A 13,596-nucleotide genomic window follows, 5' to 3' on the forward strand; every position below is an offset into this window, starting at 1 on the left:
GGGCGGGGCCGCGGCCCCGGACATCAACTACCGGAAAGTGTCAGTTGCTGCCCCGGTTGTAAAGTGTCGGGCTGCTCGATGTCATTCCATCGTGCCAGGTCCGCCAGGGCCACGGCATGGCGCGAGGCGATCGCCGAGAGGCTGTCGCCTCGGCGGACCACGTAGACCTCGTCGCCGTTGGCGGTCGAGCGGTCGGGAGTGTCGCTGCGCAGGCGAGCCACCATGCGAGTGGCGCTGTCGGCCGGGACCAGCAGCCGCTTGACGTGACGAGGATCGGCACGGTTGCCGAGCAGGCCGGGATTGAGGTCCTCCAGGGCCGCGCGCGGGACGCCGGCCAGGCGGGCCGCCTCGGCGAGATCCAGCGGCCGGGTCACCGGGACCTCGGCGACGGCCGGCTGGGCCTCGATTTCAGGTAGCGCGACGTCGTAGTGCTCCGGGTCGGCGATGATCGCCGAGATCGCGATCAGCTTGGGCACATAGGCCATGGTCTCCTGGGGCAGGTGAAGGTCCCAGTAGTTGCCGGCCTCGCCACGGGCGAGCGCCGCTCTGCGGGCATGGTTCACGTTGCCGGCCCCGGCATTGTAGGCTGCCAGGGAGAGCTCGATGTCACCCTCGTACCACTGATCGGCCTGCATCTCGATATAATCCAGGGCGGCGTGGGTGGAGCGGGCCACATCGAGGCGACCATCGTAGCCGCCGCCACGCTGCAGTCCCAGGGCGTTGCCCGTGCCGGGCATGAACTGCCATAGGCCGCTGGCCCCACGATGGCTGCGGGCGGTGGGGTCGAAGGAGCTCTCGATGAAGGGAATCAGGGCGATCTCGCCGGGCAAGCCCCGTTCCTTCACGCGCTCGGTGATCCAGGCGAGCCAGGGGCGGGCGCGCTCGGTGATCTCGGCGATGTTGTGCGGGCTCTGGCGATAGTGATCGATCCAGTGCTGGACGCGGGGATGGTCGGCGTCCTCCTGCCACTGGAAGGCCTCGGTGAGCCGTGACCAGGCATTCTGGGGCTCGAGGGCCAGCGCATCCCAGAAGTGCTGGCTCCTGGGTAACGATGCGGATGGGGCCTTCTGACTGGCCGAATCTTCCTTGAAAGCGCTCTGGGGGGTCGTAGAGGCCTGGCTGTTGCCGGTGGCCATCAGTGAACCCATCAGGGCGAGACAGCTGGTGAAGCCCAGGATCCTTCGACGTGCGGTGTAATAGGTCATCGAGAGGTGATCTCCAGGTCATGCGAAGTCCGGCCGAAAGAGCAAGGCCAGGAGTGGTATATCATCGGTGTATTCAGAAGGCATCCTTCCACGCGCGAAGCGTGGTGAAGGTCGCCTGGCTGCTGTGGGTGTCGCCATGGGCGGCGGCGGCCTGGCGCACGCCGGTAGAGTCACAGCGCAGGAAAGGGTTGATCCGGCGTTCACGGCCCAGGGTGCTGGGCAGCGTGGGTCGGTCGAGCTCACGGGCCTGACGGCATTCCTGCTCGGCCGTCTCGACATCGGCATTGTCCGGGTCGGCGGCGCGGGCGAAGGCCAGATTGGCCTGGGTGTACTCATGGGCGGCGAACACCAGAGTCTCTTCCGGCAGCGACGCGAGGCGAGTCAGGGACCCGTACATCTGCTCAGGGGTGCCCTCGAACAGTCTTCCGCAGCCGCCGCTGAAGAGCACGTCGCCGCCGAACAGCAACGGCGGGATGCCCGCCGCGAAGAAGCCGATATGATCCAGGGTGTGGCCGGGCAGGGCGAACACCTCGAATAGCCGGCCCATCACCCTCACCTCGTCACCGTCACCGACTCGCTCGTCGATCCCCTCGATCTCGGGGTTGTCCGGGCCTATCACGCGCGGAGCATAGCGTTTGATCAACTCCCGCAGGCCGCCGGTGTGGTCGTGATGATGATGGGTGATCAGTATGCAGCCCAGGTCGAGCCCTTCGCGCTCCAGCCAATCGATGACTGGCGTTGCATCGCCTGGATCCACCACGCAGACTGCCTGGCTCGTATCCTGGCGCAGCAGCCATATATAGTTGTCGCTAAAGGCGGTTATCGGTGTCACGCTCAACATGGGCTCAGGGTCCTTGACGCAGGCGTTTCCAGACGCTGCCGCGAATCGTTTCGATATGGTATGCAAAACCCGGCACTGTGGAGGGAAGAGGTCTCTATGTCAAATCCGCGGGATCTCCATGGACTGGCCAGACTGGTCCGGGATGGACGGCGCTTCTGGTCCTCACCGGCGGGACAGGCATACTGGCGGGCCGAGCGAGCCTGCCTGGGGCCGGTCTGCGAGCGCCTCTTCGGCGGGCACAGCCTGGAACTGGGCATGGCCCCGATGCTGAGCGACATCTGTCCGATCCGCCATGCACTGGGCTGGTCACCGACCCGCGAGATGGCCGACCACGAGTCGACCCTGGTGAGCCCGCCGGATGCCCTGCCGCTGCCCGACGACAGCCTGAGCCTGGTGGTCATCCATCACCTGCTGGAGGTAGTGCCAGACCCACATCACATGCTGCAGGAGGCGGCCCGCGTCACCGCCGCTGACGGACGCTTGATCATCTTCGGCTGGTCCCCACTGAGCGTCGGTGGGCTATCGCGGGTCTGGCCGGGCCGCCGGCGCTTCATGCCCTGGCGGGGTCGCTGGCGGACGCCCGGGCGTCTGGGAGACTGGCTTGCGTTTGTCGACTTCGAGATCGACCGGGTAGACTACTGCGGTTTCCATCTGCCCGGCAGCCTGCCGCGCAACACCTTGCTTGAGACCTTCGGCCGGCGCCACAACCAGCCGTGGGGCGACAGTTACATGATTCACGCCCGGCGCCGTACCCAGCTTGCCCAGTCGCAGCGCCTTCGGCTCGACCTGTCAAACCCCCTGGCCGGTCCGGCTCTGGGTAGTGCCACGCGGGTCGGGACGCTTCGCGAAGAGGAGTCGCAAGGATGATGGACAGGCTATCGATGAGCCCCAGGCCCGCGTCCGGGGCCTGACTCGACTACCTTAGCTGCGAGAGCTGCGAGCTTACCCGGGAGCCGACGAGAGACCCCATGCGTCAGATCATTCTGGATACCGAGACCACCGGCATCGACCCCCGTGACGGCCATCGCCTGATCGAGATCGGGGCGGTGGAGATGGTCAATCGCCGCCTCACCGGCAACTCCTACCACCAGTACATCAATCCCGAACGCGATATCGAGGCTGAGGCCGTGGGCGTTCACGGCATCACCAACGAGCGGGTGGCCGACGAGCCGGTTTTCGCCGAAATCGCCGATGCCTTCTGGGCCTTCATCGAAGGGGCCGAGCTGGTGATCCACAATGCGCCCTTCGACGTGGGTTTCATGGACCACGAGTTCGGCCTGCTCGATGCCCAGCGGGGTGAGTCGCGGCTCGGCCCGGTGGCCGATCATTGTCGGATCCTCGATACCCTGAAGCTGGCCCGTGACATGCATCCCGGCCAGCGCAACAGCCTGGATGCGCTGTGCAAGCGCTATGACATCGAGAACGGCCACCGGGTGCTCCACGGTGCTCTGCTGGACGCCGAGATCCTCGCGGACGTCTACCTGGCGATGACCGGAGGGCAGACCGCCTTGTCACTGGACGCCTCGGCGGCGTCGGAGGGTCAGTCCGGCGATCAGCAGGGGCTTTCCGTCCGTCGCCTGTCCCTCAGCCCGGGGCAACTGCGAGTCGTGCGTCCCGGTGAGGCGGAACTCGCTGCCCACCGGGCCAAGCTGGACCGGATTCGCGAGGCCTCTGGCGAGTGTCGCTGGGATGCCCATCCCGATCTGCCGGGCGCCGAGGATGGCCACTGATGCTGCGCCGTGAACTACCGAGTCAGGAGACGGCCGGGCGGGTGATCCGTCTGGCCCGGGGGCGCATCGCGCCCGGTAGCGATGACGGCCCCTTGCAGGCCTTCCAGCCCTGGCACGACCGAGTGCAGCCATTGTGCTGGTGGCAGGAAGAGCCGGTGGCGCTGTCGCTGGAGGAGCAGCCGGGCGATGACTGGCCGGATGCCCGCCACTGGCTCGGCCGATTGCCGGAGTCATGGTACGCGCTGGTCGCCACGGCGCTGCAGGTGGCGGCCTGGCTCGAGAACCATCGCTTCTGTGGTCGTTGCGGAGTCCCGGCGTCGCGTCTGGACGCCGAATTCGCCATGCATTGCGGGCAGTGCGGCCATCGCAACTATCCGCGCAACTCGCCCTGCATCATCACCCTGGTGACCCATGGCGAGGCGCTGCTGCTGGCCCGCAGCCCGCGCTTCCCCCCGGGGCGCTACTCGACCCTCGCCGGCTTCATCGAGCCAGGCGAAGCCGCCGAAGAGGCGGTGCGCCGCGAGGTCTTCGAGGAGGTGGGGCTTAGCGTGGGGAGGGTCAGTTATTTCAAGAGCCAGCCTTGGCCCTTTCCCCATTCGCTGATGCTGGGCTTCTTCGCCGAGGCCGCCAGCCGGCGTATCCGCATTGATGGGGTCGAGATCGCCGACGCCGCCTGGTTCAGCCCGCGACGCCTGCCCCAGTTGCCACCGCTCTACTCCATCTCGCGGGCACTGATCGAGACCCATCTCAATGAGGTCGGGGCCCGCGGCTAGCGGGGCGTCAACGTGGATCAGTGGCCGGGGAAGAGGCTGGTCAGCCGTGTCGCCAGCATGACGTTGCCTGTCGCCTTGAGCTTGCCCGTCATGAAGGCGTTCATGCCGTTTATCTCGCCGCTCATCACACCCCTGAGGGTCTCGCTGCTCATGCTCAGGCTGACCGAGGGGTCGTCGTGCTCGCCCTCGTGCACCTCCAGGGTGCCATCATCCACCACTAGATAGTGGCTGCCGGCATCGTTGAAATGGAACTGGAAGACCTCGCGCATGCCACTGGCGGCATCGGCGTCGAAGCGGCTCTTGAGCTTGTCGATGGTAGCGTCGGACATCGGGAATCCTTTTAGGAGGGGCGGGGCAGTTCCGGTCGTTAGCGTATTTGAAACAACTGTTTGCATCAAGCGGCCTTGTGCCCAGGGGAAGGCGCCGGGCAGGATGGCAGCATGGTGAGTCGATGAGGAGAGGACGGTGAACGAGTGGCTGACGGATTTTGGCATGTTCCTGGCGCAGCTGTTGACCCTGGTGGTGGTCGTCGGTCTGGCGGTGGCGGTGTTCGTGAAGCTCAGGGGCGAGACGGGGGATCGCCCTCGGCTGCGTCTCGAGGAGCTCAACGAGTCACGCCACCTGCGGCGGCGGCGAATGCAACTGGCGGCCAGTCAACCGGGTGCTCGCAAGGGCCTGGTCAAGGCCTTCAGGCGAGATGACAAGGCGCGAACCCGTGACGGACGCAAGGGGGAGGGCGACGTGTTGCCGACGGTCTGGGTACTCGACTTCCATGGCGATCTCAAGGCCAGCGCCACTGGCCGGTTGGCCGAGGAGGTCTCGGCGGTACTCGAGGTGGCCGGCGAGAACGATGAGATGGTGCTGCGCCTGGAGTCCGCCGGGGGGCTGGTGCATGGCTATGGGCTGGCCGCCGCCGAGCTGGATCGGCTGCGCCAGGCGGGACTCACCACCACGGTCTGCGTGGACAAGGTGGCGGCCAGCGGCGGGTACCTGATGGCCTGCGGCGCCGATCACCTGCGCGCCGCTCCCTTCGCGGTGATCGGTTCCATCGGGGTCGTCGCCCAGCTGCCCAACCTCCATCGCCTGCTCAAGCGCCATGATATCGACGTGGAATTGCTGACGGCAGGGCGCTACAAGCGCACCCTCACCGTCTTCGGCGAGAACACGGAGGAGGGGCGCGACAAGTTCATCGAGGATCTCGAGACCACCCATGAGCTGTTCAAGCGCCATGTGGCCGAGCGTCGACCGGGCATGGATATCGAGTCGGTGGCTACCGGCGAGATCTGGTATGGCAGCGATGCCCTGGGGCGGGGCCTGGTGGATGCTCTGGGCACCAGCGAGGCCTATCTGGTGGAGCGCATGCAAGAAGCTCGGGTGATAAGCCTGAAACTGGAGCAGAAGCAGAAGTTGGGGGATCGTCTGGGCATGGCGGTCTCGCGTGGCGTGGAACGCAGCGTCGAGCGGGGACTGGAGATGCTCGACGCCGGGCGCTGGCAGAAACGCTGATGGCTTTTACTCCTCAACGCTGACGGCTTTTACTCCTCAACGCTGACGGCTCTTCTCCACATCTCCACACCGCTGATGGCTCTGGAAGAACCGCTGATGGCTCTTACCGCCTGCCACCGAGGGCGAGTCGGTCGAGGGCCTCGATGAGCCTCCTGGCGTGATCGCCCTGCAGCGAGTAGTAGATGGTCTGGGATTCGCGGCGGGTACTGACGAGATTCTCTCGGCGCAGGATCGCGAGATGTTGCGACAGCGCCGACTGGCTGAGGGTGAGCCGTTGGTTGAGCTCGGTCACCGATAACTCATTGCCGTCCAGCAGGCAGAGGATCCGTAATCTATTGTCGTTGGCCATCGCCTTGAGCAAAGCGCTGGCTTCGTCGATGTCTGCCTCTCCGCCTTCGAGGAGACGTGCTGCCGCACCTCTGGTCTTGCCCATGATCTCTCTCCCCGCCGCACTGGCTCCCTGCCTCTGGTCAGCCTGGAGCCTGCGCCGTTGAATGCATCCCCATGAGTCCGCGCCTGGCGGGTGTCATTGGCTGCTCGTCGATATTCTGAATCAGCTTATTCTCAATAATAGCCCAGCCTGGTCGCCGTCGCCGGATCAGCGATGCATCAATGTGCCTGGGTCCGACCGGTTGTCGCTTGTTGTTGACAATAAAGCGGGGTGGTCTCGTTCTTTTGTCGAAGATTAGCCGATGGTATGAGGTTTAGCAGCTTGCCTTGCTCTACAGTGTCAACAATCAAGACCCCTTCTCTCGATTGCTGACAGGATGCAGATGAGCATGTACCAAGACGAATTTCGCCGCTCCATCGATCAACCCGAGGCCTTCTGGGCCGAACAGGCCAGGCGTATTCCCTGGTTCACCCCACCCACTACCATCCTTGAGTACGACGAGGCGAATCATGCCCGCTGGTTCGTGGATGGCGAACTCAACATCTGCCATGCCGCCCTGGACCATCATGTCGAGCAGGGGCGTGGTGACCAGCCGGCCATTTACTGGGATTCTCCGGTCACTGACAGCAAGCGGACGCTCACCTTTTCGCAGATGCTCGACCAGGTGGCCCGTTTCGCCGGAGCTCTAAAGGATCTGGGCGTGGAGAAGGGTGACAGGGTGGTGATCTACATGCCCATGGTGCCCGAGGCTCTGGTCGCCATGTACGCCTGTGCCCGTCTCGGGGCCGTCCACTCGGTGGTGTTCGGGGGCTTCGCCCCCCACGAACTGGCGGTTCGCATCGAGGACGCAGAGCCGCGGGTCGTGGTCGCCGCGTCCTGCGGCGTCGAGGTTGACCGGGTGATTCCCTACAAGCCGATCATCGATGCGGCCATCGAACAGAGCAGCTACAAGCCCGAGGCCTGTGTGGTCTTGCAGCGCGAGCAGCATGTCGTCGAACTGGGCGAGATCGACCATGACTGGTCCGCCTTGATCGAGAAGTCCGCACCCGCCGCTTGCGTGCCGGTCAAGGGCAGCGATCCGCTCTACATCCTCTATACCTCCGGAACGACCGGAAAGCCCAAGGGTGTGGTGCGCGACACCGGCGGCTATGCCGTGGCGCTTGCCTACTCCATGGAGACGATCTATGCCGTGGATCCCGGCGACGTCTTCTTCTCCGCCTCCGACGTAGGCTGGGTGGTCGGCCACTCCTACATCGTCTATGCACCGCTGCTGCGGGGGTGCACCACCGTGGTCTATGAGGGCAAGCCGGTAAGGACGCCGGATGCCGGTGCCTTCTGGCGCCTGATCAGCGAGTATCGCGTCAAGAGCTTCTTCACCGCGCCCACCGCCTTCCGTGCCATGAAGAAGGAGGATCCCGACGCCACGCTGATGGCCCAGTACGACATCTCCTGCCTCGAGGCGCTGTTCCTGGCCGGCGAGCGACTCGACCCGCCAACCTTCCACTGGCTCGAAGACCTGATGGATGTGCCGGTGATCGACCATTGGTGGCAGACCGAGACCGGCTGGCCCATCGCCGCCAACCTTCATGGTCTGGAACCGATGCCCACCAAGGCCGGCAGTGCCACGGTGCCGGTCCCCGGCTTCGATGTGCAGATACTCGACCGCGACGGCGAGTCGTCCGGCCCCATGGAGCAGGGCAGCGTGGTGATCAAGCAGCCTCTGCCGCCGGGTTGTCTGGCCGGCGTATGGCGCGACCCGCAGCGCTTTCACAGCGCCTACATGGCGGCCTTCCCCGGCTACTACCTCACAGGTGACGGCGGTTACTTCGATGAAGACGGCTATCTCTTCATCATGGGCCGCACCGATGACGTCATCAATATCGCCGGTCATCGCCTGTCCACCGGCGAGATGGAGGAGGTGGTGGGCGCACATCCCGCCGTGGCCGAATGTGCGGTGATCGGTATCCACGACACCCTCAAGGGGCAGCTGCCGGTAGGGCTGGTGATCCCCAAGGATGGTTTCGATGGCGACGAGGTGGCGCTGGAGAATGAGCTGATCGCCCTGGTACGCGACAAGATCGGGCCCATCGCCTGCTTCAAGCAGGTCCTGGTGGTTGATCGCCTGCCCAAGACCCGCTCCGGGAAGATCCTGCGCAAGCTGCTTCGCAACATCGCCGACGGTCAGGATTTCGGCGTGCCCTCGACCATCGACGACCCGGCAAGCCTGCAGGATGTCCATGACGCGATGAAGGAGCGCTCGGTCGGCTCCGCCCACGAGGCTCGCCAGCTCTGATAACCCTTCGCCAGCCTCCTCTCGACGCCGCCTCTCGTGGGCGGCGTTGTCGTGAGAGTTGTTGTCCTCAATACCGTTGTCATCAGGGGCGTCGCCATGAGGTGTGGCCTGCGCATGGTCAGCCCGCCGAGCAGGTCGTATAATGCGCGACCCGTTCTCGTGACGGGCGAGTGCCGTTCCACGAGGGTTCCCTCACCCCTCCCCAAAAAAGGATACTGTGATGTTCGTGTTGTCCGACGCCCAGACCCGCCGCTGCCTGGCGCTGCTGGTCGCCTTTCATATCCTGGTCATTGCCGCCAGCAACTACCTGGTGCAACTGCCGTTTACCCTGCTGGGCTTCCATACCACCTGGGGGGCGTTCAGTTTCCCCTTCATCTTCCTGGCCACCGATCTCACGGTACGCCTGTTCGGCAAGGAGCCGGCCCGGGCCATCATATGGCGCGTGATGCTACCAGCCCTGGTGGTGTCCTATGTCGTCTCCGTTGTCTTTCCGCGCGGTGGTTTTGCCGGCCTGGAGGCGCTGGGCGAGTGGAACCTGTTCGTCGCCCGCATCGCCCTGGCGAGCTTCATGGCCTATGTGCTGGGCCAACTGCTGGACGTTCAGGTCTTCGATCGGCTGCGCACTCTCAGGGCCTGGTGGGTGGCGCCTGCCGTCTCCACGGTGCTTGGCAATCTCGCCGATACCTTCGCCTTCTTCTCCATCGCCTTCCACCGCAGCCCCGATCCCTTCATGGCTGCCAACTGGCCGGAGATCGCCTGGGTCGACTACGTGATCAAGCTCGGCATCAGCCTGGCGTTCTTCCTGCCCCTGTATGGCGTGCTGCTGGCCTGGCTCAGCCGTCGGCTGGTGGCGGTGACCGGCAGCGACGACCTGATGCCGGATGAGGCTCGCGTTCATCCCTGAATTCCCTGCAGCCAAGGAGGCTTCGATGCCCACCGATCTCAACTTCATCGATACCGGCGGTGACGATACGCCGCTGGTGATCGTTCACGGCCTGCTGGGAAGTGCCGACAACTGGCGCTCCCATCTCAAGCAGTGGCAGCGTCGACATCGGGTGATCGCCGTGGATCTGCGCAACCATGGGAAGTCACCGCATGTGGCGGGGATGAGCTACGACGCCATGGCCGAGGATCTGCTGGCCGTGCTGGATCGCCTCGACGTCAAGCGCGCCCATCTGCTGGGACATTCCATGGGCGGCAAGGTGGTGATCAGCCTGGCCAGGCTTGCCCCTGCGCGAGCGGCCTCGCTGATCGTCGCCGACATCGCCCCGGTGGCTTACGGACATGACCATGACAACGTCTTCGCCGCCCTGCGGTGCGTCGAGGCGGGAGAGCCCACCAACCGCCGCGAGGCCGACGCGCTGCTGGCCGAGCATGTCGAGGAGTCAGCGGTGCGCCTGTTCCTCGCCACCAACCTCGAGCGGGACGATGCCGGCATCCTGAGGCTGCGGATCGGCCTCGACGAGATCCAGGGTGACTACGAGACCATCATGGGTGTCCCGGCGGGCGCGGGCGCCTACGACGGGCCGACCCTGGTACTGCGCGGCGACCAGTCTCGCTACGTGACCGACGAGATGCTCCCGGTTCTTCGCGAGGTGCTGCCGCAAGCGGAAATCCAGACGCTGAAGGCCGGCCACTGGCTGCATGCCGAGCAACCCGCGGCCTTCCAGGCCGCGGTCAACGGCTTCCTGGACAGGGTCGAGGGCTAGCGGGGCTCAAGCGGGGACATTTAGCGAGCCACTTACGGGGGGAGCGCGCCGGGGTCGATGGCCAGGCGCGAGACCGGATGGCGCTCCTGGATGAGACCGGCCTCGAAGAGATAGTCCTCGAAGCGTCGGTAGCGGCCCTGGTCCAGGGCTGCGGGGCTCAGGTTAAGCAATGAGCGGACCTGCTCCCAGGCATCACGGTTGACCGGGGTGTCGATGGCTGGCTCCGCTGTTGCGATCAGCGTCCAGGCGTCACCAGGGTGGTTGGAGATCCAGGCCGCTGCCTCCTCAAGGGCCGACACCAGGCTACGGATAGCGTCACGCTGCGAACCCAGGTGGTCACGGTTGGCCAGCAGCACAAGGCCGTCGTGCAACGGGATGACAAGTTCCTCGATACGCATCACGCGGGTCGCCAGGCCCTCGTCTGCCAACTGTCGGGGCAGCAGGTGACGGATGGCACCGATGACGCCATCCACGCGACCCTCGCGCAGCGCATCACCTAGACGGAAGTGCAGCTCCTCGGTCTCGACCTCGTCATCGCGAATGCTTGCCTCTTTCAGCAGTGCCGCGAGCAGCACGTCTCGGCTATCAACATCGGCATAGCCGATGAGCGAGCCGGCCAGGTCTACCGGTGTCATGATGTCACCATCCTCGGGCACCACCAGGGCGCTAAGCGGCATGGCGATCAGGGTGGCGACGCGAACCACGGGCAGGCCGCGATCCACCTCGAGATGCAGCAGCGGCTGGCGCGCCAGGGCGAGGTCGATACGCGACGCCGCCAGCAGCTTGATGGGAACGTCCGGATCGGCAGGCGTCGAGAGGGTCACCTCCAGCCCGCGGCTGGCAAACAGCCCCCGCTCCTGGGCAACGATCAGTGCGGCATGGCGGGGGCTGGGATACCAGTCCAGCATCATGCTGAGGGAGGTGACAGGGGGAGGCTCGATGGGCTCGGCCGGGCGCAGAGCAATGGCCGGCACACTGGGCAGGGAGGGCGTGTCGACCTTGGGTCCGCTTGGCGACTCGCGGTAGCGCCGAAGGGTCTCTTCCCAGGCGGCAATCCGCGCCGCCGCCTCGTCGGCCAGGGCCTCGAGGTCCAGCACCATCACCTCGGTGCCCAGTGGCGGGAAGCCTTGCTGTGCTTCTGAGCTGGCCTGCTCATCTTTACCGGAGGACTCTGGACTGGATGGCACGGTGTCGGCCGCGGCCAGGCCGGTCCACAGCAGGCAGTTGATCGCCAGCAGGGCGATCCAGCCGTCACGCCGATGACGAAGGGGGGGGATCATAGAATCGGGACTCCTGCCATGCGCGGCACCGGGTCTTCCAGAGGTATCGGGCAAGCTTAACCGCTGCCGATCGGACACGACCAGTCATTGCCGCCAACGGAAATCGCCGTGCCCGGCGTGGCATGCGATACTCACTGTTCTCGCAACCACGGCAGGACGCCATGGATTCGATCAATAGTCTGTTCCTGCTATCCGGTTTCCTGCTGGCTCTGAGCATCCTCGCCAGCCGGCTCTCCTCGATGGCCGGAGTGCCGCTGCTGCTGATCTTCCTGGGGCTGGGCATGCTCGCCGGGGAGGAAGGGCTGCTCGGCATCCGGTTCGACAACTATTCGCAGGCCTTTCTGATCGGTCATCTGGCGCTGGCCATGATCCTGCTTGACGGCGGCCTGCGCACGCGGCTCAAGACCTTTCGCGTCGGTTTCCGTCCGGCGCTCTCCCTGGCCACGCTTGGGGTCTTCATCACCAGTGGCCTGGTGGGGCTGTTCGCAATGTGGGTCTTCGACCTGGGCCTGGTGCAGGGGCTGCTGGTGGGCGCCATCGTGGGCTCCACCGACGCCGCAGCGGTGTTCTCGATGCTCAGCGGACGGGGCGTCAACCTCAACGAGCGGGTCGGTGCGACACTGGAGATCGAGTCGGGTACCAACGACCCCATGGCGATCTTCCTCACCCTCACGCTGGTGGAGGTACTGGTGGGGGATATCGGCGGGATAACCGAGACCCTGCTGTTCCTGATTCAGCAGTTCGGCCTGGGCATTCTCATCGGCATGGGTGTCGGCTGGCTGAGTGCTCGATTGCTGAGCTGGCTGGACCTGGCGCCGGGCCTCTACTCGCTGCTGGCCCTGGGGCTGGGCTTCCTTGTCTTCGGCCTGACCAGTGCCCTTGGTGGCAGCGGTTTCCTGGCGATCTACCTGGCCGGGGTGATGATCGGCAACCGTCCCGGTCGTCACCTCAACTTCATCCTGCCGGTGCATGACGGTCTGGCGTGGCTCTCCCAGATCGGCCTCTTCCTTGTGCTTGGCCTGCTGGTTACGCCCAGCGAGATGATGGACTATGCGTTGCCGGCGCTGCTGGTGGCCCTGGCGCTGATCTTCGTCGCCAGGCCGCTGGCGGTGCTTGTCGTGGTCAAGCCCTTCTTCAAGTTCCGTTGGCGGGAGATCGGATTCATCGCCTGGGTGGGGCTGCGCGGGGCGGTCCCCATCGTGCTGGCGATCTTCCCGGTGATCGGCGGGGTGGAGAATGCCTCGCTGTATTTCAACGTCGCCTTTGCGGTCGTGCTGCTGTCGCTGCTGATCCAGGGCGGCTCACTGCCGTGGATGGCTCGTCGGATGAGGGTCGAGCTGCCGCCCACCGTCACCCCGAACCGCCGCGGACCCTTGGGCATCCTGCCGGAGAACGACTTCGAGATGTTCGTCTACGAGGTGGAGAACCGCGATCTCGAGGACGTGCCGATCAGGCTGTTGCGCTTTCCCTCCGGGGCCCTGATCTCGGCGCTTTTCCGCGAGCATGTCATGCTGCACCCCAAGGGCAGCACCCGGCTGCGACTCAAGGACGTGATCTGCGTGATCGGCCGTACCGATGACCTGCCGGCCCTGAATCGCCTGTTCAACGGGGATGCCAAGCTCAAGCGCGAGCGAGCCTTCTTCGGGACCTTCACCTTCGAGGGCGAGGCCCGCATGCGCGACATCGCCGACGCCTACGGCCTCACCCTGAGCCCAGGCGAGCAGGACATGACGCTGGCCGAGTTTGTCTCGCTGCGGGTTGGGGGGCATCCGGTAGTGGGTGACGACGTGGACTGGCACGGCATTCATTGGGTGGTCAGCGCGATGGCCGGAAACCGCATCACCCAGGTGGGTCTCAGGCTCTACTGA

13 protein-coding genes are annotated in these 13,596 nt (G+C 65.3%); 8 read left to right on the forward strand and 5 right to left on the reverse strand.

Features of this window, described 5'->3' with window-relative positions:
* Positions 1–23: 23 nt before the first annotated feature.
* Positions 24–1,205 carry a transglycosylase SLT domain-containing protein gene (locus tag ABE960_RS07755; protein ID WP_349761671.1) on the reverse strand — a complete coding sequence of 394 codons (1,182 nt, stop codon included), beginning with the start codon at positions 1,203–1,205 and terminating at the stop codon, positions 24–26.
* Positions 1,206–1,278: 73 nt separating this feature from the next.
* Positions 1,279–2,046, reverse strand: a complete 768-nt coding sequence (gloB, locus tag ABE960_RS07760) for a hydroxyacylglutathione hydrolase (RefSeq protein WP_349761672.1) — start codon at positions 2,044–2,046, stop codon at positions 1,279–1,281.
* Positions 2,047–2,142: 96 nt separating this feature from the next.
* Between gloB and ABE960_RS07765 the strand changes: the two genes are divergently transcribed.
* The 3 genes from ABE960_RS07765 (at position 2,143) to nudC (ending at position 4,549) form a co-directional block, all read left to right on the forward strand.
* A complete protein-coding gene (locus tag ABE960_RS07765) occupies positions 2,143–2,913 on the forward strand; it encodes a class I SAM-dependent methyltransferase (protein WP_349761673.1) in 771 nt (256 codons plus the stop codon).
* 101 nt (positions 2,914–3,014) lie between these two features.
* Positions 3,015–3,776: a DNA polymerase III subunit epsilon gene (gene dnaQ, locus ABE960_RS07770; RefSeq protein ID WP_349761674.1), complete on the forward strand. Its 762-nt coding sequence runs from the start codon at positions 3,015–3,017 to the stop codon at positions 3,774–3,776.
* Positions 3,776–4,549 carry an NAD(+) diphosphatase gene (gene nudC, locus ABE960_RS07775; protein ID WP_349761675.1) on the forward strand — a complete coding sequence of 258 codons (774 nt, stop codon included), beginning with the start codon at positions 3,776–3,778 and terminating at the stop codon, positions 4,547–4,549. Before dnaQ ends, nudC begins: the two co-directional genes overlap by 1 nt.
* Before the next feature lie 17 nt (positions 4,550–4,566).
* Here the strand turns inward: nudC and ABE960_RS07780 are convergent, their stop codons facing one another.
* Positions 4,567–4,878, reverse strand: coding sequence for an SCP2 sterol-binding domain-containing protein (locus tag ABE960_RS07780; RefSeq protein ID WP_349761676.1), 312 nt, complete (start codon positions 4,876–4,878; stop codon positions 4,567–4,569).
* Positions 4,879–5,014: 136 nt separating this feature from the next.
* Here ABE960_RS07780 and sohB point away from each other — a divergent pair, with 136 nt between their 5' ends.
* A complete protein-coding gene (gene sohB / locus ABE960_RS07785; protein WP_349761677.1) occupies positions 5,015–6,055 on the forward strand; it encodes a protease SohB in 1,041 nt (346 codons plus the stop codon).
* Between the two features lie 103 nt (positions 6,056–6,158).
* Here the strand turns inward: sohB and ABE960_RS07790 are convergent, their stop codons facing one another.
* Positions 6,159–6,488, reverse strand: a complete 330-nt coding sequence (locus ABE960_RS07790; RefSeq protein ID WP_349761678.1) for an ArsR/SmtB family transcription factor — start codon at positions 6,486–6,488, stop codon at positions 6,159–6,161.
* 340 nt (positions 6,489–6,828) lie between these two features.
* Between ABE960_RS07790 and ABE960_RS07795 the strand changes: the two genes are divergently transcribed.
* The 3 genes from ABE960_RS07795 to ABE960_RS07805 all read left to right on the forward strand — a co-directional run bounded on the left by ABE960_RS07795 (position 6,829) and on the right by ABE960_RS07805 (position 10,448).
* A complete protein-coding gene (locus tag ABE960_RS07795) occupies positions 6,829–8,739 on the forward strand; it encodes a propionyl-CoA synthetase (protein WP_349761679.1) in 1,911 nt (636 codons plus the stop codon).
* 220 nt (positions 8,740–8,959) lie between these two features.
* Entirely contained in the window at positions 8,960–9,643 is a 684-nt protein-coding gene (locus tag ABE960_RS07800) for a 7-cyano-7-deazaguanine/7-aminomethyl-7-deazaguanine transporter (protein ID WP_349761680.1), read from the forward strand.
* Between the two features lie 25 nt (positions 9,644–9,668).
* Positions 9,669–10,448 carry an alpha/beta fold hydrolase gene (locus ABE960_RS07805; protein ID WP_349761681.1) on the forward strand — a complete coding sequence of 260 codons (780 nt, stop codon included), beginning with the start codon at positions 9,669–9,671 and terminating at the stop codon, positions 10,446–10,448.
* Positions 10,449–10,480: 32 nt separating this feature from the next.
* On the opposite strand, the gene ABE960_RS07810 is transcribed toward ABE960_RS07805, so the two are convergent.
* Positions 10,481–11,728 (reverse strand): ABC transporter substrate-binding protein, encoded by a 1,248-nt coding sequence (locus tag ABE960_RS07810; RefSeq protein ID WP_349761682.1) that lies wholly within the window; start codon positions 11,726–11,728, stop codon positions 10,481–10,483.
* Positions 11,729–11,889: 161 nt separating this feature from the next.
* Between ABE960_RS07810 and ABE960_RS07815 the strand changes: the two genes are divergently transcribed.
* A complete protein-coding gene (locus tag ABE960_RS07815; protein ID WP_349761683.1) occupies positions 11,890–13,596 on the forward strand; it encodes a potassium/proton antiporter in 1,707 nt (568 codons plus the stop codon).

This window comes from Halomonas aquatica (genome assembly GCF_040196335.1).
Classification (GTDB): Bacteria; Pseudomonadota; Gammaproteobacteria; order Pseudomonadales; family Halomonadaceae; genus Halomonas; species Halomonas aquatica.